The sequence below is a fragment of the Albidovulum marisflavi genome (assembly GCF_025751435.1).
GTDB classification, from domain to species: Bacteria; Pseudomonadota; Alphaproteobacteria; order Rhodobacterales; family Rhodobacteraceae; genus Albidovulum; species Albidovulum marisflavi.
Genome location: NZ_JAOWKY010000004.1, coordinates 356,039 through 379,156, shown reverse-complemented (window position 1 = coordinate 379,156; position 23,118 = coordinate 356,039). Strand labels below are relative to the sequence as shown.

The following is a 23,118-nucleotide window of genomic DNA, read 5'->3' as shown; positions in this document are numbered from 1 at the left end:
CGCGCGCCGGAAAACGAAACGGCGCCCTGAGGGGCGCCGTTTGTCTGTCATTCTGCCGCGATCTTGATCACCGGCTCCATCGAGGCGAAGTAGTCGTCCGAAAGATGGCACTTGATCTGGTGCCCACCCGCAAGCACCCGCACAGGCGGCACCTCGCGGTCGCACAACCCGTCCGGCACCTTCGATTTCCAGCGGCAACGCGTCTGGAACGGACATCCGGTCGGAGGGTTCATCGCGGAAGGGATTTCTCCCTCTAGCACGATGTGCTTCTTCTCGACATGCGTGTCCGCGATGGGTACCGCCGACAGCAGCGCCTCGGTGTAAGGGTGATAAGGGGGCGCAAAGACCTGGTCCGTTGTGCCCAGCTCGACAACATGGCCCAGGTACATCACCATGACCCGATCGGAAAGGTAGCGGACGATCGACAGGTCGTGGCTGATGAAGAGCAACGTGGTCCTGTTTTCGCGCTGGATCTCCATCAGAAGGTCTGTCACGGCGGCCTGCACCGACACGTCAAGCGCCGAAACGGGTTCGTCGGCAACCACGATCTTTGCCCCGCCGGCAAAGGCCCGCGCGATGCCCACGCGCTGCTTCTGACCGCCCGAAAGCTGGCGTGGCATGCGGTCCGCAAAGGCGCGGGGCAGCTTCACGAGATCCAGCAACTCAAGCATCTTGGTCCGACGCTCCGCATCGCTTTCGCCGACGCCAAAGATTTCGAGCGCGCGGATGATCTGCCGGCCCACCGTCATCGACGGGTTGAGCGTATCGAACGGGTTCTGGAAAACCATCTGAACGCCCGAAACCGTCTCGGTCGACCGGCGTTCGATCGGGGTGGACTGGATTTCGTTGTCGTAGAGCATGATCTTGCCCGACGTCGCCGTTTCCAGACCCATCAGCACCTTGGCAAAGGTGGACTTGCCGCAACCGGACTCACCGACGATGGCAAGGGTTTCTCCCTCCCGTGCCTCGAAGCTCAGTGTCTCGTTCGCCTTGACCACCCGCTTGTCGCCGCCGCCGAACAGGCTCGAGGCGGAAATCTCGTAGTATTTCCGCAAGTCGTCCATCTTCAGGACCACGCGTCCCGGTTCGGTCTTGACGTTTTTCTTCGCGACCACGGGCTTGGCGTCCCAGTCGATTTCATCGACCCGGATACAGCGCGTGTCGTGACGGTCGTTGCCCGAGACCTCGACCATGGGAATCTCGGCCGCGTTGCAACGGCCATCGACGAAGTAATTGCACCGCGGGCCAAAGTTGCAGCCTTTCGGGCGTTCATGGGGCAAAGGGAAGTTGCCCGGAATCGCGATCAGCGGCCGGGCATTCTTGTCCGCGCCAGGGAGCGGGATCGAGCGGAACAGCGCCTGGGTATAAGGATGCTGCATCTTGTTGAAGACATCCTCGATCGCGCCGGTTTCGACCGCCTCGCCCGAATACATCACGCAGAGACGATCACAAACCTCAAGCACCAGCCCAAGGTTGTGGCTGATGAACAGCATCGAGGTGCCGTATTTCTTGCCCAGGTCCTTGACCAGATCGACGACCGCGGCCTCGACCGTCACGTCAAGCGCCGTCGTCGGTTCGTCCAGGATTAGCAACGCGGGCTTCGACATCAGCGCCATCGCGATGACGATGCGCTGTTGCTGGCCGCCCGACAGCTGGTGGGGATAGGACCGCAGGATCCGCTCCGGGTCGGGCAGGCGCACGTCCGTCACCACTTCCATCGCGCGCTTGTACGCCTCTTCCTTGCTGACCCCTTCGTGGATCATCGGGACTTCCATCAGCTGCTGCCCGATCCGCATTGCGGGGTTCAGCGAGGCCATCGGCTCCTGATAGATCATCGCGATTTGCGAACCGCGCAGGTCGCGCAGCTCTTCCTCGCTCATCGTGGTCAGGTCGCGGCCCTTGAACTTGATCGAACCGCCGACGATGCGGCCGTTCTTGCCAAGGTCGCGCATCACGGCAAGCGCGACGGTCGACTTGCCGCAGCCGGATTCACCGACAAGGCCCATCGCCTCGCCAGGCTGCACCACGCAGGAAAAGTCCATCACCGCGGGGATTTCCCGAAGCCGGGTGAAGAAGCTGATCGAGAGGTTCTCGATCTCGAGGATCGGGCCGTCGTAGTCCCACTTCGTCATGGCGGTTCCCCTTAATCCTTCAGGCTTTCTTCGCGCAGACCATCGGCCAGCAGGTTCAGACCCAGCACGAGGCTCATCAATGCAAGCGCGGGAACGATTGCGGGATGCTGTGCGATTGTCATCAGCTTGCGGCCCGCGTTGATGGTCGACCCCCAGTCAGGGCTTTCGGGGCTGAGCCCGAGGCCAAAGAAGCCCAAGGTGCCAAGCAAGATCGTCGTATAGCCAATGCGCAGGCAGAAGTCCACGATCAGGGGTCCGCGCGCGTTCGGCAGGATTTCCCAGATCATGATGTACCAAGGCCGTTCACCCCGGGTCTGGCCGGCTGCGACGTAGTCGCGGGTCTTGATGTCCAGAACGATGCCGCGAACGATGCGGAACACGGTGGGCGAGTTCACGAAGACCACCGAGACGAACACGATCAGCATGTTTCCGGGCATGTGGATGACGTCGAGCGACGCAGGCAGAACGGACACGCGCGTGCCTGCTTCGCCCACGAAAGACAGGTAGAAGTATCCGCCCACGATCCCGATGATCAGCAGCATCACGTTGCGCCGCGCCGGCACGACGTAGAAGCGGGAGTTCACGAGCACCATCAGGAAGATGATCGGGAACAGGAACAAAACCACGCCAAGATACTGCGGCATACCCGTCTGGACGATTTCCGGAGTCACCAGCAGGTAGAAGAACAGGATGACGGGAAACGCCAGGATCAGGTTCGACAGGAAGGAAAGCCCGGTGTCCAGCTTGCCGCCATAGTAGCCGGCGGGAAGACCCAGGGTAATTCCAACCATGAAGGCGAAGATCGTCGCGAAGGGCGCGATGATGATCACGATCCGGCTGCCGGCGATCACGCGCGAAAACACGTCGCGGCCCAGGTGATCGCCTCCCATCAGGTACCAGCCTTCCCCATTCGGGGTAGGCGTACCGGGAAGCTTGTTCTTCATGCCGCTGACCTGGCTCAGCACGTCATGCGTCACGATAAAGTCAGAGAAGATCGCCGTGAAGACCCAGAACATCACGATTCCGAAGCCGATCATGCCGATCGAAGAGTCGAAGAGCTTGCCGTAAAGCCCCAGGCGCCGCTTGTAGCGCAACGAAAGCACGAACAGCACGATCAGCGAGCCCCAGACGGGCGTCAGCTGCTTGGAAATCGCACCGATGATGCCGGCAGATCCCATCGGCATAACGACGCCTGCGACAACGTAGGTCAGGCCAAGCGCGACCAGTGCAAGGAAGAACCATCGGACGGCCTTTTCCGAGCTGCCGTACATGCCGCCCCGGGCAATCAGGGTGCCGTCGGCATTGACCTTGACGGAAGGTTCCGGCGCAAAGAGCGAAAGGATGATCTGCGCGATAACGGACAGCGCCAGAAGTGCGGCGACGCCGATCATGATCGGGTTGAGGACGGACAGGGAGCCGGTCCAGCTCAAGGGATCCATGTCTATTCCTCCTTACGAGATTCTGATGCGCGGGTTCAGTATGACGTAGCCGATATCCGAGATCAGCTGGGTCACCAGAACCACGAAGACTGCGACAACGGAGCAGCCCAGAAGAAGCTGGATGTCGTTGTTGCCGGCGGCCGAGACCAGCGTCCAGCCGAAACCTTTGTAGTTGAACAACGTTTCGGTGATCACGACCCCGTTCAGCAGCCAAGGAAACTGCAGCATGATCACGGTGAAAGGCGCGATCAGCGCGTTGCGAAGGGCATGTTTCATGACCACGTTGCGGAATGACACGCCCTTCAGCCGCGCGGTGCGGATGTACTGGGCTGTCATCACCTCGGTCATCGAGGCGCGGGTCATGCGGGCGATATAGCCGATGCCGTAAAGCGCGATCGTGATCACGGGCAGGAAGAAGTTTTCGAACGTGATCTCATCCATCGCGCTTGTGGCGGTCCCCTTGAAGACCTTCCATCCCATCGACGTCGCGAAGACCGCGATCAGGATAACCCCCGACACGTATTCGGGGGTGGCCGTCGAAGCGATCGAGAAGGTCGAGAGCGACCGGTCGAGCTTCGATCCTTCGCGCATCCCCGCCATCACGCCGATGATCAGCGACACCGGAACCATGACGATCATGACCCAGGCCATCAGTATCCCGGTCAGAGACAGACGGGTCGCAAGTATCGAAGACACGTCATCCTTGAAAACGGTCGAGAAACCCCAGTCCCCCTGCAGGACGCCGCAGTAGCGGGGCGCCGTTTCGGGGTCCTGGCCGCGCTCGATGCATCGGCCCTGCGTCACTCCGTCGGCTTCGTGGGTCCACCCCGGAACCACGCCAAGCCACTCGCCGTAGCGGACCAGAAGCGGACTTGCGTATCCGTTCTTCTCAAGCCAGCTCTCGACCTCGGTGTCCGTGATGCGGCTTCCCGCTTCGGATTTCGCAAGTTTTTCGAGGTTCGGGGGCAGGTTCGTCAGGTAGAAGACAATGAAGGTAAGACACAAAGCCGTCAGTACCATCGTCGCCAGTCGTCTGAGCAGAAAAGTCAGCATGGGCTTTTTCCCTTCCTCCCACGTCACGGAGGGAGGTTAGCGCGAATTCAGATCGGGACCGAATGAAAAGGCGCGCGGGGAAACCGCCCCGCGCGCCATCATCACAAGGATCAGGCTTCGATGGACCACTTGTAGTGGTGGTGCTCGAAGGTCGGGTGCATGTCCGCGCCCTTCACGTTCGTCCTGAAGTGACGGTACACGTTCCGCCAGTAGGGCTGGATCAGCACACCCTCATCCTGCATGATCTTTTCGATCTTCGCCATGACTTCGCGGCGCGCGTCGGCGTCAGCGATGGACATCGCCTCGGCCAGCAGCGCGTCGAATTCCGCGTTCGCGAACGCGGTTTCGTTCCAAGCCACACCCGATTTGTAGGCGAGCGCCAGAACCTGGACGCCAAGCGGACGCATGTTCCACTCGGTGGCCGAGAACGGGTACTTGGTCCAGTCGTTCCAGAAGGTCGAACCGGGCAGGATCGTCCGTTTGATGTTGATGCCCGCGTCGCGGATCTGCGCTGCAACCGCGTCACAGGAAGCCGCCTGCCAGGCGTCATCGATGGAGATCAGTTCGAACTCGGTGTCGGCGTGACCTTCTGCGTCGATCATCTCTTTCGCCTTTGCCGGGTCGACGACCAGCGGCGGAAGCTCGGCATACTCGGGATGGATCGGGCAGACGTGGTGGTTTTCAGCCGGCGCGCCAAGGCCCGCGTAACCAAGCTCGAGAACCACGGCGTTGTCCACAGCCATCTGCAGACCGCGGCGCACGTTCAGGTTCTGATAGAGATCCGAAAGCTGGTTGAAGCGCACGGCGAGAGTCGCCGAGGTGACCGCTTCGGATTTTTCCCAGCCGATGCCGTCGAAGATTGCCACGAAGTCACCGTCCGTGCGGTGCAGCATGTCGATCTCTTCAGCTTCGGCCGCCGCCACGAATGCGGACGGGTCAGTGCCGAGGTCGATGTACTCGATGCGGTCCAGGTACGGGCCGCCATAGACTTCGGTGCCCCACCAGGTGTGCTCGGCGTTGCGCACCAGAACCTGCTTCACGCCGACCTCGTTGGTCTCCGGCAGGTAGGGGCCGGTTCCGACCGGATTGGCCGAGGGGTCGCCATTGTCGTAGGAGGAGTGAACCACCGCCGCTGGATAATCCGCCACGCCAACGATGATCGTGATGTCCGGCGCGGGCAGCGTCAGCTTCACGGTGTAGTCATCGACCTGTGTGATCGCGCCTTCACGCGCCTGCTTGGTGTTCTCGTCGACAAGTCCGCCCATACGCGCGGCCATCGAGTTACCCTCGACCGTGGCGTCGCACCAGCGGGAGAAGTTGTTGACCACGTCCGCGGCGGTGAAGTCGTCACCGTTGTTCCACTTCACACCCTGCCGGACATGCAATGTGTATTCGGTTGCATCGTCGTTTACGTCCCAGCTTTCCAGCAGCATGCCGCGGATCGTGCCGTCGCCGTTATATTCGACGAGGTAGTCAAGCCAGCCACGCGCAAAGTTGGCCAGTTCCGACCAGTCCCAGGTCCGGGGATCTTTCTGGGCCTTGGTTTCCAGCTGGCAGCGCACGGTGCCGCCCATGGCCTGGGCGCGCGCGGGGGTCGGAGCGGTCATTCCAAGCAGCCCGTAAGCCGCGGCGGCGCTGACGCCGAGCGCAGAGGTCCGGGTCAGGAATTCACGCCGGCTAAGCGTTCCGGCACGGACTTCTTCTGCGTAGGATTTTGCCGCCGGATGAACATTCGGCGTGAAGTGCAGTGTCATTCTGAGTTCTCCCTGTGTGACGTTCCAAGTGCGCGGAAACATGGCCACAGCGACTGCAGCCATCAGGTACCACGACTTTGCTCACGCGCACATTGCGCCCAGTTTTTCACCCGACGTCAACGCCGGATTACGTCATCATTGGCCGATTTTGCGACATGGCCTCACTGACGGCCATCAACCGCCACGCCTGAAGGCCGAGGGTGTCTTGCCTGTGCGGTGCTGGAACGCGCGTGTGAAATATGCGGGCGAGGCAAAGCCCAGTTGCTCTGACACCTTCGCAACCGGAAGGCGGGTCTCCAGAAGCATGCGACGCGCTTCGAATATGACGCGGTCGTGTAACAGATCCGAGGCAGATCGCCCGCAGGTCTTGTTGCAGACGCGGGTCAGGTGGGTCGGCGTCACGCCGAGCGATCGGGCATAATCTGAAACGCCCTGGCCGCTGCGAAAGCCGTCCTCAAGCAGTTCCGCATAGCGCCTGGCCAGCCGCTGGTAGGCGCCCGATCGGCCGCTTTCGGCGCTGTCGGCATGACGCTCGATCCAGACCGACAGCAGGCCAAGGTAGTGACGCGCTGCACGCTCGTGTCCGGGCTTGGCGCTTTCAAGCTCGCGCTGGATTTGATCAAGGATGTTAGACAGTTCGCCCTGCGGGATGGCATCGCGCACGCGCAGGTGCATGGGGTCGGACGGCAGGTCGAGCCCTTCTTCGCGCCCGAAGAACAGCGCAACGCCGAAGCTTTGGGGACCGGCTTCGAAACCGTGCATGGCACCACCCGGCACGAAGATCGCGTTGTGCGCGCCGTAGCCGCGCGTGACGCCGCCGATGGTGACGCGGCCCTGTCCACGGGTGAACCAGTAGAGCACGGGGTGGCTGTACGAACGCATCGCCTCCACCCTCCAGCGCCCACCCTGGGCCAGTCGCTGGATCGGCACGAGCCGCAGTCCGCCGTCATCCGCCGGAAGCGGCTGCGCGGGGCGACGAGGCTCCTGCGGCCGGGTCGTCGCCTTTGGCTTCCGGGCGGGTTTTGTGGCCGGCTCCGTCCCCTTGGCGGCCGCTTCCGATGTTTTTGGAAGGCGGTCGGCAAAAAGAGACAAGGGCGTCGCAGAGAACAGTTTCGTGGACATTCTGTGGGCACTCGGGGCTGTTTCGCGCCGATTCTATCGTCTGGCGAATCACTCGCCAAAGGGAATTTCCGCATGATTCCAACAATGCGCGGCGCGTGGCCGATCTGTCACGTCGGGTTGAGCGGGGTCCAGCCACCCATTCGGCTGCGCAGCCAGGTCCGCTGCCGCTTTGCGTATTGGCGGCTGGCTGCCTGGGCGGCTTCGATCGCTTGGGGCAAAGACAGTTCGCCACGAAGGTGCGCGATCAGTTCCGGCGCGCCGATTGCCTTGGCCCAAGGCGCCGAGGGATCCCAGCGGGGAAGGGCGGCCTTTGCTTCCTCAAGCGCCCCGTCCTCAACCATTGTCAGAAAGCGTCTGTCGATCCGGTCAGCCAGCCAGTCGCGATCACACTCGATGCGGATCGCCGTCGCGCCTTTCAGCGGGATCAGGGCAGGGCCGGTGTCCGCCTGCCATGCCGCGATTCCGCGGCCGGTGGCGCGCTGTACCTCCCACGCCCGTTGCACGCGCGCGGGGTTGCGAAGGTCGATACGGGCATTGGTGTCGGGATCAAGGGTCGCGATCATCCGGTCCAGGCCGCCTGTCGCTACAAGCTTGTCCGCCTCGGCGCGAACCTCCGAGGGAATTGGCGGGATCTCTGCCAGACCTTCGGTCAGCGCGGAGAGGTAAAGACCGGTTCCGCCGACCACGATAAGGCGCTTGCCCTCATCCAGAATCGCTGCGACCTCGCGAAGCCAGTGGCCGACCGAGTAGTCCGCGCCGCAGGGAAGATGCCCATAAAGGCGGTGTTCGGCCTGCGCTTCTTCAGCCTCGTTTGGGCGGGCGCTGAGTATTCGCCAGCAATCCCATACCTGAAGCGCGTCCGCGTTGACGATCACGCCGCCCTGTTCCCGTGCTATCGCCAACGCCAGGGCGGATTTGCCCGAAGCCGTCGGCCCCGCGATAAGAACATGTTTTTTGAGCGGGATATTTTCTATTTTTTCCAGCATTCTACGCGGGTAAATTCATGTTGTGGGCGGCCCGTTTTGTGATGCGTTGCGTTTCCGCTGTCCTGAGCGGTTGAACCCCGATGCGATTTCCTTCATTTTGCGCCGTCAGATGATGGGCGGCAAGCGGAGCGCACGATGAACAGGGCGGAAGAACCCAAGGTGACCTACAAGCGCGTACTTCTGAAGATTTCAGGCGAGGCGCTGATGGGCGACCAGGGGTTCGGGCTTCATCCCCCGACCGTCGCGCGCATCGCCAATGAAGTTAAGTCCGTTCATGATCTCGGCGTCGAGATATGCATGGTGATCGGCGGCGGCAACATCTTCCGCGGACTTTCCGGCGCCGCGCAGGGGATGGAGCGGACGACGGCCGACTACATGGGCATGCTGGCGACGGTCATGAACGCGCTGGCGATGCAGGCGGCGCTAGAGCAACTCGGGATACATACCCGCGTGATCTCTGCGATCCCCATGGATCAAGTCTGCGAACCCTACATCCGCCGCCGCGCTGTCCGGCACCTTGAAAAGAAGCGGGTCTGTATCTTCGCGGCGGGAACGGGCAACCCTTACTTCACCACCGACACCGCGGCGACACTGCGCGCGAACGAGATGGGATGCGAGGCGATCTTCAAGGGCACCAAGGTGGATGGCGTCTACGACAAGGACCCCAAGAAGTTCGCAGATGCCAAGCGCTACGACACCGTGTCGTTCGACGAGGTGCTGCAAAAGCATCTCGGTGTCATGGATGCCTCGGCGATTGCCCTGGCGAGGGACAACGACCTTCCGATCATCGTGTTTTCTCTGGATGAGCCGGGCGGATTCCGCGGCATCCTTGCCGGTGAAGGCACCTACACCAAGGTTCAGGGCTAAGACGCGGCGGTCGTTTCGTCGCCGTCGAGAAAAGCGCAGCCTTCCCTTGCGTGGCTCAGGCAGGCCACGCGTCGGGCCAAGATTGCTATACAACCCGCCGCCAATGGCTTATGAGCCATGCAAAGATTGAGAACGACCGTGAGAGGGCAGAATGTCTGACGATTTTGAATTGGACACCGACGATCTGGAGCGCCGGATGGACGGGGCGCTTGCGGCTCTCAGGCAGGAATTCGGCTCGCTCCGCACGGGGCGCGCCTCGGCATCGATCGTGGAGCCGATCATGGTCGACGCCTATGGTTCCCTGACGCCCGTCAATCAGGTTGGCACGATCAACGTACCCGAACCCCGCATGGTCACGATCAACGTCTGGGACAAGGCGCTGGTCGGCAAGGTGGAAAAAGCGATCCGGGAATCTGGTCTCGGCATCAACCCGCAGCTCAACGGCACGATCATCATGCTGCCGATCCCCGAACTGAACGAGGAGCGTCGCCGCGACCTGACCAAGGTGGCGGCGCAGTACGCCGAACACGCCCGCGTGGCGATCCGGAACGTGCGCCGTGACGGCATGGACAAGCTGAAGAAGGCGCAGGGGGTCAGCGAGGACGATCAGAAGTTCTGGCACGACGAGATCCAGGAACTGACCGACAAGCATATCGCGATGGTCGACAAGGCGCTTGAGGCAAAGCAGGCGGAGATCATGCAGGTCTGAGCCGGTTCGGGCGCGCGGATGAAGGGGCGGCCTATGGGCGCGAAGGATCTGACCGGGGCAGGGGCCTTGCATGTCGCGATCATCATGGATGGGAACGGTCGCTGGGCGACCGAGCGCGGCTGGCCTCGCCTGGTCGGACACCGTCGCGGCGCAGAGCGTGTCCGCGCCATTGTCGAGTCGGCGCCGGGTCTGGGTATCCGGCACCTGACGCTTTACGCCTTTTCGACCGAGAACTGGAAGCGGTCGACCGAAGAGGTCATCGGTTTGATGACGATCTTCGCCCGCTACATCGAAAGCGAAGCGCAGCGGCTGTCGGATGCGGGTGTGCGCCTCAGGTTTATCGGCGGGCGCGAAAGGCTGGACAAGAAGCTGCAGAAAATGATGGCGGGGATCGAGGCGAAGACGGCCGACAGCACAGCGCTGAACCTGAACGTCGCGATCAATTATGGTGGCAGGGACGAAATCGCCCGAGCGGCGCGCAAGCTTGCGCTTGACGTGGCCGAGGGCAGGATCGCGCCCGAGGCGGTGGATGAGGCCGCGATTACGGCGCGGCTCGATACCGCTGGCCTGCCGGACCCTGATCTGGTGATCCGCACCTCTGGCGAAACGCGGATATCGAACTTCCTGCTGTGGCAGTCGGCCTATTCCGAGTACGAATTCACCCCGACACTTTGGCCCGATTTCACGCCCGCCGAGCTGGAGACGATCCTTGCCCGTTTCCGCATGCGCGACCGGCGCTATGGCGGCACGGTGCGGGCATGAGCGGCGGGGCCAAGTGGGACGATCTGGCGCCCCGACTGCTTGCGGGGCTTGCCATGGCGGTTGTGGGCGTCGCCGATGTCGTCGCGGGCGGCATCTGGATCGAGGCGCTTTCGATCGCGGTGACGGGTCTGATGATCTGGGAACTGGCGGCGATGACCGCACCGGACCGTCCGGGCGAGGCGCGGTTGCTGGGTATGATCGCGGCGCTGTGCCTGGCGGGCATCCTGTGGAACCACGCGCCCTTTGCGATAGCGCTGGCGCTTGTGCCGCCGGGGATCGGGGCGCTGCGCCCGCGCCGGGACAGGGCGGTCTTTTTCCTTTATGGCTTCGCGGTGATGATGACCGGCTACGGCTTCGTGGCGTTTCGTGGCGGACTTGGTCTTTCGTTCCTCCTCTGGGTCGTGGCGGTCGTCGTCGCATCGGATGTTTTGGGCTACTTCGGCGGGCGGATCATCGGCGGGGCGAAGTTCTGGCCCCGGGTGTCACCCAAGAAGACCTGGTCCGGAACGGTGTCCGGCTGGATCGGGGCGGCGCTGGTCGGGGCCGCGTTTTCGGCCTTTGTCGGTGCGCCGTCATGGCTGTTCGCGCTTTCGGCCCTGGTCGCGTTCGCCGCGCAGATGGGCGATATCGCGGAAAGCGCGATCAAGCGGCGCGCCGGGGTCAAGGACAGCTCCCATCTGATCCCCGGGCATGGCGGCGTGCTTGATCGGTTCGACGGTCTGATCGGGGCGGTCCTGTTCCTGATATTGATGGGTTTCGTCCTGCCGTTGCCCGTGATCGGGGGCTGACCTGATGCGAAGCGTTTCGGTCTTCGGGGCCACCGGCTCGATCGGCGAAAGCACCTTCGACCTATTGATGGGGCAGGGCGGACGCGAACGGTACCGCACCGTCGTGCTGACGGGCGGCCGCAATGTTGCGCGGCTGGCAGAGATGGCGCGCGCCCTTGGGGCCGAGCTTGCGGTCACCGCCCATGACGAATGCCTGCCGGCCCTGCGTGCGGCGCTTGCCGGCAGCGGTACGGCGGCAGCGGCAGGCCGCAGCGCGATCGTAGAAGCGGCGGACCGTCCGGCGGATTGGACGATGTCATCCATCGTCGGCGCTGCGGGCCTCGTGCCCGGGTTCCGCGCCCTGTCGCATGGCGGCACCCTGGCGCTTGCCAACAAGGAAAGCCTTGTAACCGCAGGTCCGCTTCTGATGGCCCAGGCGCGGCGGCATGGCGCCCGGATACTCCCAGTGGACAGCGAACATTCCGCGGTGTTCCAGGCGCTGGTGGGCGAGGATATGGCGACGGTCGAGCACATCACCATCACCGCATCCGGCGGGGCGTTCCGGGATTGGCCGCTTGAACGACTGGCAAGGGCGACAGTTTCCGAAGCCTCTACCCATCCGAACTGGGCGATGGGCCAGCGCATCACGATCGACAGCGCATCGATGTTCAACAAGGCGCTCGAGATGATCGAGGCACGGGAATTCTTCGCGATCGAACCGGAAAGGATCGAGGTGCTGGTGCACCCAGAATCCCTCGTTCACGCTCTTGTCGGGTTTCGCGATGGCGGCGTGATCGCCCACCTTGGCGCGCCGGACATGCGCCATGCCATCGGCTATGCGCTGAACTGGCCGGACCGGGCGCACCTGCCGGTCGCAAGACTGGATCTGGCGCGCATCGGCGCGCTGACCTTTCGCGCTCCGGATCCTTCGCGTTACCCGGCGTTGCGGCTGGCACGTGAAGTCATGGCGGAAGGCGGTCTTTGTGGCGCGGCTTTCAACGCCGCGAAGGAAGCGGCGCTGGACGCTTTCATCGACGGCACCATCGGGTTTACCGTGATGCCGGAGGTGGTGGAGGCGGTGCTGGAAGCGCTTTCGGGCGAAGGCGCCCTTGGAAACGCGCCTGGCGATCTCGATATGGTGCTTGCGGTTGACGCCATGGCGCGCCGCAGGGCGTCCGAAGTCATTGCCCGTCGACAAGGGAGTTGAGTATTCACAATGGTTGCGTTCATTGAGTCCTTTGCCGGACAGGTATTCTATCTCGGTGCCTTCATCGTTGCGCTTTCGATCATCGTGACGGTGCATGAATTCGGCCATTACATCGTTGGGCGCTGGTCGGGCATCCATGCCGAGGTGTTTTCGGTGGGGTTCGGCCCCATTCTCGCCTCGCGCGTCGACAAGCGCGGCACGCGCTGGCAGGTAGCGGCCGTTCCACTGGGGGGGTATGTCAAGTTCCTGGGCGACGCCAATGCCGCATCTGCAGGCGCAGATGAGGAAACCATGTCGCGGCTCTCGGATACGGAACGTCGCCACACTATGCATGGCGCGCCGCTTTGGGCGCGCGCGGCCACCGTCTTTGCGGGGCCGTTCTTCAACTTCATCCTTGCCACGATCATCTTCGCGGGCTTCGTGCTGGTGCGCGGCATCGCCGACGACACCCCCACGATTGTCAGCCTGAAGCCGCTTCCGGTCGAGGGCGTGACCCTTCTGCCCGGCGATCGCATCGTTGCGGTCGAAGGGACGCCCGTTGCCACTTTCGAGGATTTCGCGACCGCGGCGAATAACCTTCCGCCGGCGCCATTGGTGCGCTACGGCGTCGAGCGCGAGGGCGAGCGGATCGAGGTGATGGGGCCGCAGGCGCTGCCCCCGCTGATCTCGGGTGTTGCACCGAAAAGTGCGGCAATCGATGCGGGCCTTCAGGCGGGCGATGTCATCGTCAGCGTAGACGGCACCACGATCTGGCGCTTCGAGGAACTCCGCTCCCGCGCCATGGGAAGTCAGGGTGCGCCGCTTTCGCTTGTGGTGTGGCGTGACGGCGAAACCTTTGATACCACGCTGGTCCCGCGCGAGCGTCCGGTCCAGACCGAGGATGGCGGCTTCGAGATGAACTGGCAGATCGGGATCTACGGGGACATCGCCTTTGACCAGCAGTCGCGCCGCGCCTCGCCCTGGGAAGCGGCGGTGATCGGTGTTCAGGCCACCTTCGCGTCTATCACGGGTACGATCTCCAGCCTTGTGGCAATCGTCGCGGGTTCCATATCGAGCTGCAGCATTTCGGGTGCGATCGGAATCGCCCAGGCGGCAGGGGCGGCGGCGAGCCAGGGCTGGGACTATTTTATCGGCCTCGTGGCATCGCTGTCAGTCGCGATCGGCTTTCTCAACCTGCTGCCGATTCCCGTCCTTGATGGCGGACACCTGATCTTTCACGCCTATGAATGGGCGCGCGGAAAACCCCCTTCGGACCGCGCGATGAACCTTGCGATGAGCGTCGGCCTGATCCTGGTAATCGCTTTGATGGTCTTTGGTCTGTCCAACGATATCCTGTGTACCTGACAGGCAAGAGTCTGCCGTAAGACAGCGACCCTGCGCAGATGCCGTATTGTTGCCGTATTTAAGGGTTTGAATCGCTTAAACCCAAAGCAAACAGTGGCGGCCATCGATGCAGTTGATTCAAAGCGGATACCGCAGCCTTTCCGTGCTTTACGACTTGGGATTCGACCGTGTGATTGTTCCCATCGTGATTGCCGCAGGCCTGGCACTATCAGCCTACCTCGCAACCAAGGCTTCGGTGCTGACAGTGCCTGTGGACTATTTCTTTTAACCGATCGCGCTGGCCCCCAACCCATGCGCGCGATCAACGGCGCGGCTTCGAAAGAAGCCGCGCCGCGCCTTTTGACAAGGTGCCCCAAAGGGGCTAGTGACTCCCCAAGGCATTGACCAGAAATAGACAGGGGGACGGCGGATGGACCGGCGGCGCAAACTCGGCGGCAACAGCGGGCTGGTTCGCTTGGGGCTTGCCCCCGCGGCAGTGGCGATTTCCCTGGCTTTTTCCACGATTCCCGACGCAACCTTTGCGCAGGACTACGTGTTCAGTTCCGTCGCGATCGAAGGCAACTCGCTGATCGAGGACGCGACGATCCTCAAGTTCGCGGGAATCGCCAGAGGTACTGCGATGTCGGCGTCGCAACTGAATGACGCCTATCAGCGCATCGCGGATTCGGGGCTGTTCGAGACGGTTGAACTTGTCCCCTCAGGAAACACCCTTGTGATCCGGGTCGTCGAGAACCCCACGATCAACATCGTGAACTTCGAAGGCAACCGCCGGCTCGAGGATGAAGAGCTTGCAGCGGTCATCAAGTCGCAATCGCGCCGCGTCTTTTCCGCAGCGCAGGCCGAGGCCGATGCCGCCGCAATCGCCCAGATATATTCCGACCAGGGCCGCCTGTCTGCTCGGGTGGAGCCGAGGATCATCAGGCGCGACGGTAACCGCGTCGATCTGGTGTTCGAGATTCGCGAAGGCAGCGTGACCGAGATCGAGCGCCTGTCGTTCACTGGCAACCAGGCATATTCCGACTGGCGCCTGCGCCGTGTCCTGGAGACCAAGCAGGCAGGCATCTTCCGTCGCCTCGTGCAGCGCGACACCTTCATCGGCGACCGTACCGAATTCGACAAGCAACTCTTGAAGGATTTCTACAATTCCCGCGGCTATGTCGATTTCCAGGTTCTCTCGGTTGCCTCGGAGTATTCGCGTGAGCGTGACGCCTTCTTCCTGACCTTTAACGTGCGTGAAGGCCAGCAATTCCGTTTCGGCAAGATCACGACTGCCAGTGAGTACGAGGGGGTGGACCCGTCGGAATACGCCGAGGTGATCAAGATCCGGGATGGCGCGGCGTATTCTCCCTTGGCGATCGACACGACGATCAACAAAATGGAGGCAATTGCCCTTCGCAATGGTCTGGATTTTCTGCGTGTCGAACCGCGCGTGACGCGCAACGAACGCGAAGGAACGCTCGATGTCGCCTTCGTTCTGACCAAGGGGCCGCGTGTCTTCGTCGAGCGTATCGACATCGAGGGCAACGCGACCACGCTTGACCAGGTGGTCCGCCGCCAGTTCCGCACGGTTGAGGGCGATCCGTTCAACCCGCGCGAAATTCGGGACGCCGCGGCGCGCATCCGCGCCCTGGGCTTCTTCTCCAACTCCGACGTGAATGCCAACCCGGGAACGGGGCCGGATCAGGTCATCGTCGACGTCAACGTCGAAGAGCAGCCGACAGGCTCTCTGACCTTCGGTGCCAGCTATTCGGTCTCGAATGGTGTGGGTTTCAACATCGGCCTGTCCGAGGCGAACTTCCTTGGACGTGGCCAGTACGTCAGCGTGAACATCAACGCGGGCACCGACAACCAGAACAGCTCGATCACCTTCATTGAGCCGGCGCTGCTGGACCGCGATCTGAGGTTCCGCTTCAACGCCTATTATACCACCACTGACAAAGACAATTCGTCCTACAATACCACCCGCATCGGTGTGCAGCCCTCGCTGGAATTCCCGCTCAGCGAGTTCACGCGCCTTGAGGTGCGGTACAAGCTTGCCAGCGATGAGCTTTCGGATGTTGGTGGTGACACGCCCGCTGATTCATCCCCGATCCTGTTGGCCGAACAAGGCAAGGAAGTGTCGAGTGCGCTTGGCTATACGCTCAGCTACGATACGCGGATCGGCGGCCTTGATCCCACGCGCGGTACCCTTTTGCGGCTGAACCAGGATTTCGCCGGATTTGGTGGCGATGTTGAACAGATCACGACGACTGCCATTGCATCGCACCAGCGCAAGATCATGCGCGAAGACGTGACCCTGCGGGCCGAGATCGAAGGCGGCATGGTCGAGCGTCTTAACGGCGACACGCGCGTGCTGGACCGTTTCAGCGGCAACGGCAAGATCCGCGGGTTCGAACCCAACGGGATCGGGCCGCGCGATCTGAACGCCGTGAACGAGGATGCGCTTGGTGGGAACTACTTTGCGGTCGCCCGCCTTGAGGCGGAATTCCCGCTTGGCCTGCCTACCGAATACGGCATCACAGGCGGCCTGTTTGCAGATGTTGGTTCTGTCTGGGGGCTGGACAACACGACCGGTGCCGGCGGAAACGCGGTCGATGACTCACTGAACCTTCGCGCCTCTATTGGCTTCTCGGTCTTCTGGGAATCCGTCCTTGGGCCGCTGCGTTTCAACTTCTCGCATGCGCTCAAGAAGGAAGACTACGACCGCACGCAGAACTTCGACCTGTCCGTATCCACGCAGTTCTGATGCGTTTCTGGCTGGTCGCTCTGTCGCTTGCCGTCGCGGCCGTGCTGCCAGTGGCCGCACAGGAGGCGTCGGTAACGACCGGGCCAAGGCCGGTCATGACATCCATCCTGGTCCTGGATCAGGAGCGGTTGTTCGAGGGTTCGTTGTGGGGCAAGCGCGTGGTGTCCGAAATCGAGGCGGATTCCAGCGCGCTTGCGGCCGAGAACCGTCAGATCGAGTCGGATCTTGAGACCGAAGAACAGGCATTGACGGAACAGCGCAAAACGCTTCCGGGCGAAGAGTTCCGGGCCCTGGCTGACGCGTTCGATGCCAAGGTCATCGAGATCCGCCGAAATCAGGACGCCAAGGCACGTGATCTGGCACGGCTCAGGGATGTCGAGCGGCAGGCGTTTCTGGCGACCGCCGTGCCCGTACTGCGGGGGCTGCTTTCCGAAACGCCCGGCGCGCTGGTGATTCTCGATCGCCGCTCCGTTCTTATCGCCGCGGATGTGATCGACATCACGGATGAGGCCATTGCCAGGATCGACACCGCTTTGGGGGCGGGCCGTAGACCGGAATTGCCTTCGGTCGACAACTGACCGGCGCTTGCGCCAAGATGCCCGACTTGCTAGCTAGTCCGGGTAACCGAAGCCCCTCGCGCAAGGATGAAAGATGACCGACGCACCCGTGACCGAGGCCGATATCCACCTGATCCAGCGGATTATTCCGCATCGCTATCCGTTCCTGCTGATCGACAAGGTCGTGGATATCCGCGTTAACGAAGGGTGTATCGGCATCAAGAACGTGACCTTCAACGAGCCGCATTTCCAGGGGCACTTTCCTCAGGCGCCGATCATGCCGGGCGTCACCATCGTCGAGGCGATGGCCCAGGCGGCCGCGGTTCTGGTCGGTATTTCGATGGACGTCGTGGGGCGCGACCTGCTGACCTATTTCCTCTCGATCGATTCGTGCAAGTTCCGGCGCAAGGTTGTGCCGGGCGACGTCCTTGAGTTGCACATGACCGTGAAGCGTGGCGGCGGAAAGATCTGGAAGTTCCACGGAGAGGCGAAGGTCGCGGGCGAGCTTGCCTGTGAGGCCGACATCGCGGCAATGATGGATCTCAGGGACTGACCATGGCGATCGACGCAAGCGCACGGATCCATCCCTCGGCACATGTGGAGTCCGGGGCGGTGATCGGGCCTGACTGCCAGATTGGCCCGTTCTGCCTGATCGGGGCAGATGTGCGCTTAGCGCGCGGCGTCGTGGTGAAAAGCCACGCCGTCCTGACCGGAAAAACCGAGATCGGCGAAGAAACCGTTGTTTTTCCCTTCGCCACGATTGGCGAGATACCTCAGGACCTTAAGTTCCGGGGCGAACAGACGATGCTTCGCATCGGCGCGCGCAACCGAATCCGCGAACATGTCACGATCAACACCGGGACCGAGGGCGGCGGCGGTTTGACCGAGATCGGAGACGATTGCCTGATCATGGCCGGCGCGCATGTCGCGCATGACTGCCGGATCGGCAACAATGTCATTCTCGTGAACAATGCGGCGCTGGCCGGTCACTGCGTGATCGAGGACGAGGTGATCGTTGGTGGTCTGTCCGGCATCCACCAGTTCGTGCGAATCGGCCGTGGTGCAATGATCGGAGCTGTGACCATGGTTACGGCCGATGTGATACCCTACGGCCTTGTCCAGGGGCCGCGCGGTGCGCTGGACGGGCTGAACCTTGTCGGTCTGAAGCGCCGAGGGCTCGATCGCGGCGATATCGGAGCGCTGCGTGATCTGTTCAACTCGCTTTCGGATGGCAACTTCCGCGAACGCGCGCGTCAGGCGGCCGAGGCGGAAGATGCGACCGCTCAGGTGCGAGAGGTTCTGGATTTCATCCTTGGTCCCTCGGACCGTTCCTTCCTGACGCCGAGATGACCACCGCGCTGATCGCAGGGCAGGGGCAGCTTCCCCGGCTGATCGTGGACGCGCTTCGCAAGGCGCAGGAACCCTTTGTCGTAGCCGCGCTGAATATGTTCGAACCGGATCTTCCCGGCGTGGATGTCGATGTGTTTCGTTTGGAAAGGCTCGTGCCCTTTCTTGACCGCCTGGCTGAGCGCGGGGTTGAACGCATCTGCCTCGCGGGCGCCGTGCGCAGACCAAAGCTGGAACCAGAACTGTTCGATCCGCGAACCGCGACGCTGGTGCCCCGGATCCTTGCCGCGATGCAGCCGGGTGACGATGCGACCTTGCGCACCTTCCTTGCGATATTCGAAGAACACGGGTTCGGCATCGTGGGGGCGCATGAACTGGCGCCTGATCTGCTGCCAGATGCGGGCGTGCTGACCAGCGCGGGGCTTTTGCCGCAGACCGAGCCGGACGCGCGCCTGGGCGAAGCGACGGTGGCCGAGATGGGGCGCGCCGACACCGGCCAGTCCTGTGTCGTCGTGGACGATCTGGTCGTGGCGCGCGAAGGGCCGGCGGGGACGGATGCGATGCTGGCGTCCTTGAAGCGGACCGCCGGGCGAGGCATCCTGTTCAAGGCGCCAAAGCCGACCCAGGACCGCCGCGTCGATCTGCCGGTGATCGGACCCGGCACCGCGCGCCTCGCGGCCGAGGCGGGATTGGGCGGTATCGTGATCGAGGCTGGTGGCGTCATGGTTCTGGACTTGCCGGCAGTTGTTCGCGCCTTGGACGCGCAGGGGATGTTCCTGTGGGTTAGACCCAGCGGCGGACAGGCATGAATCTGTTTCTCATCGCCGGTGAGGCGTCGGGCGACGCACTTGGCGCGGCTCTCATGGCCGGGCTGAAGCATCTTGTCCCCGGTGTGCGCTTCGAAGGTGTCGGCGGCCCGCTGATGGAGGCCGAGGGCGTTGAGAGCCGCTTTCCGATGGAAGAACTGTCGGTCATGGGGCTGATGGAAGTCCTGCCGAAGTATCGCCACCTGAAGCGTCGGATAAGGGAGACGGCTGAGGCCGTGGCCGCATCGCGGCCGGACGCGCTGATCACGATCGACAGTCCCGACTTCACGCTTCGGGTCGCTCGCGCGGCGCGGGCGCTTTGGCCTGAACTCAGAACCGTCCATTACGTCGCCCCGTCTGTCTGGGCTTGGCGGCCCGGCCGGGCGGCGAAGATGGCGCCGATCATCGATCATGTTCTGGCGCTTCTTCCGTTTGAACCGCCCTACATGGAAGCGGCCGGTATGACCTGCGATTTCGTAGGGCACCCGGTCGCCGCTATGCCCGTCGCGTCCTCGCAGGAAGCACATGCGTTCCGTGCACGGCACGGCATCGCGCCCGACGCGCCGCTGGCGCTGTGCCTGCCCGGATCCCGCAAGGGCGAGGTTTCGCGGCTTGGCCCGCGTTTTGGCGCCGCGCTTGAACTCGTCGCGCGCGAGGTGCCCGGTCTTGCCGTGGCGATCCCGACCGTTCGGGGTGTGGCCGCAATGGTGCGCGAAATGACCGCCGCCTGGACACCTAGGCCGATCGTCGTCGAGGGTGCGGAAAGGCCCGCCGCCTACGCCGCTGCGAACGTGGCGCTGGCGGCCTCTGGCACTGTCAGCCTGGAACTTGCTGCGCACGCGGTTCCCATGGTCATCGGCTATGACTTCAATCCCGTCAGCCGGTTCATCTTGCGCCGCATCGTGCGCCACGACACGGTAACGCTGGTCAATCTGGTGTCCGACACCCGCGCGGTGCCGGAATTCCTTGGGGAACGCTGCAATCCCGAGGCTCTGGCAGGGGCCGTGCGACGGCTGTTCAAGGATCCGGCGGCGCGGACCGAACAGCAGGCCGCAATGGCGCTGACGATGGACAGGCTTGGCCGAGGAGGCGAGCCGCCCGGTCATCGTGCGGCCCGATCTGTGCTGCGTGCCATCGGCGGCGAAGGCCGATCGGCCTAGCGGCCCTTCCAGATCCAGCCGCCACCCAGGATGCGGCTTCCACCCGTTTCGTAGAACACGCAGGCCTGACCTGGGCTTACGCCGGTTTCCGGGTCCAGAAGCTCGACCTCGGCCTCGGTCGCGCTGATCGGACGCACGATCGCCGACCGCGGGGGCCGTGTCGAACGCACCTTGACCGAGACGTGATGTTCCCGGGGGCCGTCGAATGGACCGTCGCCCAGCCAATTGATCTCTCTGACCGGGATCACGCGCGTTGCCAGCGCCTCTTTCGGGCCGACGACGACACGGCGCGTGTCCGGATCCAGGCGGACCACGTAAAGCGGATCCTCCAGCCCACCGATGCCAAGGCCGCGCCGTTGCCCGATCGTGTAGTGGATGACGCCGCGGTGATCCCCCACGACATTGCCGTCCATGTCCACGATTTCGCCCGGATCGGCGGCACCGGGGCGCAGCTTTTCGATGACGGCGGCATAGTTGCCGTTCGGGACAAAGCAGATGTCCTGGCTGTCGGGCTTGTCGGCCACCGACAGGCCGTATTTCGCGGCCAGCGCCCGAGTCTCGGCCTTGGAGGCCAGGTGGCCGAGTGGAAAGCGCAGGAAATCAAGCTGCTCAGGTGTGGTCGAGAACAAGAAGTAGCTTTGATCGCGCGCGGGATCCGCTGCCGAATGCAACTCTGCCCTGCCGTTACCCATCTTGCGCTGGATGTAGTGTCCGGTTGCCATGCAATCGGCATCAAGATCGCGTGCCGTGGCAAGCAGATCTTTGAACTTCACCCGCTCATTGCAACGGATGCAGGGCACGGGCGTCGCGCCAGCCAGGTAGGCATCGGCGAACTCCTCGATGACCGCGTCGCGAAAGATGTTTTCATAGTCCAGAACGTAGTGCGGAAAACCCATTGCCTCGGCCACGCGGCGGGCGTCATGGATGTCCTGACCCGCGCAGCAGGCTCCCTTTTTCGCCAGCGCTGCGCCGTGGTCGTAAAGCTGCAGGGTAACACCGACGACGTCGTACCCTTCTTCCTTCAACATCGCGGCGACGACCGAACTGTCCACGCCACCGGACATGGCCACGACGACCCGCGTTTGCGCAGGTGACTTCGGCAGGCCGAGCGAGTTCAAGGGGACGTCCAGTGGCATTTCGTTCTCCGCGAGATGTGCGGGAATATAGGAAAATGCGAACTAGTCGCAAGGCCGGGTTTCACCGTCCCTTAAGCACAGCGCGCGATCCTGCCGTTGGTGGTGATAAAAAGGGGGTGCGTGATGTACCTTAAAAGGGTGAGCGGGCCACGTGCCGTGACCTTGCCGGATGGAAGCGTGATGACGCGGGCGGACCTGCCGCCCAAAGATACCTGCCGCTGGGTGGCCAGCCGCAAGGCGCTGGTCGTCAAGGCGCTTGCCGCGGGGTTGATTTCGCGGGGCGAGGCGCTTGAGCGTTATGCGCTTTCGGAGGAAGAGCTTGACCTTTGGTTCGAGGCTGTGTCGCGGCATGGTGCAACCGCGCTTAAAGTCACAAAAATCCAGAAGTTCAGACAGCTATAGATTGTTGGGGCCAAAATCCTCGTTATGGTAACGCCTGCTTAACCATTCTCGGCAAGTCTCTGATCAGTCGAGGGCTTAATGCGGAGATCGCCGGATGAGAATTCTGTTGGTGGAGGACGACCCGACCACCTCGCGCAGTATCGAATTGATGCTGACGCATGCCAACCTGAACGTCTATTGCACTGACCTTGGGGAGGAAGGGATCGATCTGGCAAAACTCTATGACTACGATCTGATCCTTCTGGACCTGAACCTTCCCGACATGAACGGGCACGAGGTGCTTCGGCAGTTGCGTTTGGCCAAGGTGTCCACGCCGATTCTGATCCTGTCGGGTGCCGACGATCCCGAAAACAAGATTCGCGGCTTCGGTTCTGGCGCGGATGATTACATGACCAAGCCGTTTCACCGCGAAGAACTGGTCGCGCGCATCCATGCGATCATCCGCCGATCAAAGGGTCATGCCCAATCGATCATTCGCACGGGAAAGATCAGTGTGAACCTGGACGCCAAGACGGTGGATGTGGATGGCAAGGCCGTTCACCTGACCGGCAAGGAATACCAGATGCTGGAACTGCTCAGCCTTCGCAAGGGCACGACATTGACGAAGGAAATGTTCCTCAACCATCTTTACGGCGGAATGGACGAACCTGAGCTCAAGATCATCGACGTCTTCATCTGCAAGCTCAGGAAAAAGCTTGCGGAGGCCACGGGCGGCGAAAGCTACATAGAAACCGTCTGGGGCCGCGGATACGTCCTTCGCGAACCTCAGGTCGGCGAGAGACGCATTGCCATGGGGGCCTGAGCGACGGCAACCTCTGGACC

Annotated in this window: 22 protein-coding genes; 15 read left to right on the top strand and 7 right to left on the bottom strand. The window is 62.6% G+C overall.

Annotation, left to right across the window (positions count from 1 at the left end):
* Positions 1–47 precede the first annotated feature (47 nt).
* The 6 genes from OEW28_RS15790 to miaA all read right to left on the bottom strand — a co-directional run bounded on the left by OEW28_RS15790 (position 48) and on the right by miaA (position 8,486).
* Positions 48–2,132 carry a dipeptide ABC transporter ATP-binding protein gene (locus OEW28_RS15790; RefSeq protein WP_263735760.1) on the bottom strand — a complete coding sequence of 695 codons (2,085 nt, stop codon included), beginning with the start codon at positions 2,130–2,132 and terminating at the stop codon, positions 48–50.
* An 11-nt stretch (positions 2,133–2,143) separates the two neighbouring features.
* Positions 2,144–3,571: an ABC transporter permease gene (locus tag OEW28_RS15785; RefSeq protein WP_263735759.1), complete on the bottom strand. Its 1,428-nt coding sequence runs from the start codon at positions 3,569–3,571 to the stop codon at positions 2,144–2,146.
* A gap of 12 nt (positions 3,572–3,583) precedes the next feature.
* The gene (locus OEW28_RS15780; protein WP_263735758.1) at positions 3,584–4,624 is read right to left on the bottom strand and encodes an ABC transporter permease; all 1,041 of its coding nucleotides are present in this window, start codon (positions 4,622–4,624) and stop codon (positions 3,584–3,586) included.
* A 110-nt stretch (positions 4,625–4,734) separates the two neighbouring features.
* Entirely contained in the window at positions 4,735–6,378 is a 1,644-nt protein-coding gene (locus OEW28_RS15775; RefSeq protein ID WP_263735757.1) for an ABC transporter substrate-binding protein, read from the bottom strand.
* Between the two features lie 174 nt (positions 6,379–6,552).
* Positions 6,553–7,260, bottom strand: coding sequence for a helix-turn-helix domain-containing protein (locus OEW28_RS15770; protein ID WP_263735756.1), 708 nt, complete (start codon positions 7,258–7,260; stop codon positions 6,553–6,555).
* A 347-nt stretch (positions 7,261–7,607) separates the two neighbouring features.
* A complete protein-coding gene (gene miaA / locus OEW28_RS15765; RefSeq protein ID WP_263735755.1) occupies positions 7,608–8,486 on the bottom strand; it encodes a tRNA (adenosine(37)-N6)-dimethylallyltransferase MiaA in 879 nt (292 codons plus the stop codon).
* Between the two features lie 135 nt (positions 8,487–8,621).
* On the opposite strand from miaA, the gene pyrH reads away from it, so the two are divergent.
* The 13 genes from pyrH (at position 8,622) to lpxB (ending at position 20,758) form a co-directional block, all read left to right on the top strand.
* Positions 8,622–9,353 (top strand): UMP kinase, encoded by a 732-nt coding sequence (pyrH, locus tag OEW28_RS15760; protein ID WP_263735754.1) that lies wholly within the window; start codon positions 8,622–8,624, stop codon positions 9,351–9,353.
* A gap of 151 nt (positions 9,354–9,504) precedes the next feature.
* Positions 9,505–10,062, top strand: a complete 558-nt coding sequence (gene frr, locus OEW28_RS15755; RefSeq protein ID WP_263735753.1) for a ribosome recycling factor — start codon at positions 9,505–9,507, stop codon at positions 10,060–10,062.
* Between the two features lie 33 nt (positions 10,063–10,095).
* Positions 10,096–10,824: a polyprenyl diphosphate synthase gene (gene uppS, locus OEW28_RS15750; protein ID WP_263735752.1), complete on the top strand. Its 729-nt coding sequence runs from the start codon at positions 10,096–10,098 to the stop codon at positions 10,822–10,824.
* Positions 10,821–11,612, top strand: coding sequence for a phosphatidate cytidylyltransferase (locus tag OEW28_RS15745; protein WP_263735751.1), 792 nt, complete (start codon positions 10,821–10,823; stop codon positions 11,610–11,612). The genes uppS and OEW28_RS15745 overlap by 4 nt, the downstream gene beginning before the upstream one ends.
* Positions 11,613–11,616: 4 nt before the next feature.
* Positions 11,617–12,798 (top strand): 1-deoxy-D-xylulose-5-phosphate reductoisomerase, encoded by a 1,182-nt coding sequence (gene dxr / locus OEW28_RS15740; RefSeq protein WP_263735749.1) that lies wholly within the window; start codon positions 11,617–11,619, stop codon positions 12,796–12,798.
* A gap of 9 nt (positions 12,799–12,807) precedes the next feature.
* Positions 12,808–14,142, top strand: coding sequence for an RIP metalloprotease RseP (gene rseP / locus OEW28_RS15735; RefSeq protein ID WP_263735748.1), 1,335 nt, complete (start codon positions 12,808–12,810; stop codon positions 14,140–14,142).
* A gap of 106 nt (positions 14,143–14,248) precedes the next feature.
* A complete protein-coding gene (locus tag OEW28_RS15730) occupies positions 14,249–14,410 on the top strand; it encodes a hypothetical protein (RefSeq protein ID WP_263735747.1) in 162 nt (53 codons plus the stop codon).
* A 141-nt stretch (positions 14,411–14,551) separates the two neighbouring features.
* On the top strand, positions 14,552–16,888 hold the full coding sequence (gene bamA, locus OEW28_RS15725; RefSeq protein WP_263735746.1) for an outer membrane protein assembly factor BamA: 2,337 nt from the start codon (positions 14,552–14,554) through the stop codon (positions 16,886–16,888).
* Positions 16,888–17,466, top strand: coding sequence for an OmpH/Skp family outer membrane protein (locus OEW28_RS15720; protein ID WP_263735745.1), 579 nt, complete (start codon positions 16,888–16,890; stop codon positions 17,464–17,466). Before bamA ends, OEW28_RS15720 begins: the two co-directional genes overlap by 1 nt.
* 73 nt (positions 17,467–17,539) lie before the next feature.
* The gene (fabZ, locus tag OEW28_RS15715; protein ID WP_263735744.1) at positions 17,540–17,998 is read left to right on the top strand and encodes a 3-hydroxyacyl-ACP dehydratase FabZ; all 459 of its coding nucleotides are present in this window, start codon (positions 17,540–17,542) and stop codon (positions 17,996–17,998) included.
* A 2-nt stretch (positions 17,999–18,000) separates the two neighbouring features.
* The gene (gene lpxA, locus OEW28_RS15710; protein WP_263735743.1) at positions 18,001–18,795 is read left to right on the top strand and encodes an acyl-ACP--UDP-N-acetylglucosamine O-acyltransferase; all 795 of its coding nucleotides are present in this window, start codon (positions 18,001–18,003) and stop codon (positions 18,793–18,795) included.
* Complete coding sequence (locus tag OEW28_RS15705; RefSeq protein WP_263735742.1) at positions 18,792–19,601, top strand: LpxI family protein; 810 nt, start codon at positions 18,792–18,794, stop codon at positions 19,599–19,601. The genes lpxA and OEW28_RS15705 overlap by 4 nt, the downstream gene beginning before the upstream one ends.
* Positions 19,598–20,758: a lipid-A-disaccharide synthase gene (gene lpxB / locus OEW28_RS15700; RefSeq protein ID WP_263735741.1), complete on the top strand. Its 1,161-nt coding sequence runs from the start codon at positions 19,598–19,600 to the stop codon at positions 20,756–20,758. The genes OEW28_RS15705 and lpxB overlap by 4 nt, the downstream gene beginning before the upstream one ends.
* On the opposite strand, the gene mnmA is transcribed toward lpxB, so the two are convergent.
* Positions 20,755–21,894: a tRNA 2-thiouridine(34) synthase MnmA gene (mnmA, locus tag OEW28_RS15695; RefSeq protein ID WP_263735740.1), complete on the bottom strand. Its 1,140-nt coding sequence runs from the start codon at positions 21,892–21,894 to the stop codon at positions 20,755–20,757. The two genes, lpxB and mnmA, sit on opposite strands and share 4 nt — an antisense overlap.
* A gap of 123 nt (positions 21,895–22,017) precedes the next feature.
* Between mnmA and sciP the strand changes: the two genes are divergently transcribed.
* A complete protein-coding gene (sciP, locus tag OEW28_RS15690; RefSeq protein ID WP_263735739.1) occupies positions 22,018–22,296 on the top strand; it encodes a CtrA inhibitor SciP in 279 nt (92 codons plus the stop codon).
* Positions 22,297–22,390: 94 nt separating this feature from the next.
* The gene (gene ctrA / locus OEW28_RS15685; RefSeq protein WP_263735738.1) at positions 22,391–23,098 is read left to right on the top strand and encodes a response regulator transcription factor CtrA; all 708 of its coding nucleotides are present in this window, start codon (positions 22,391–22,393) and stop codon (positions 23,096–23,098) included.
* The last annotated feature ends 20 nt before the right edge of the window (positions 23,099–23,118 follow it).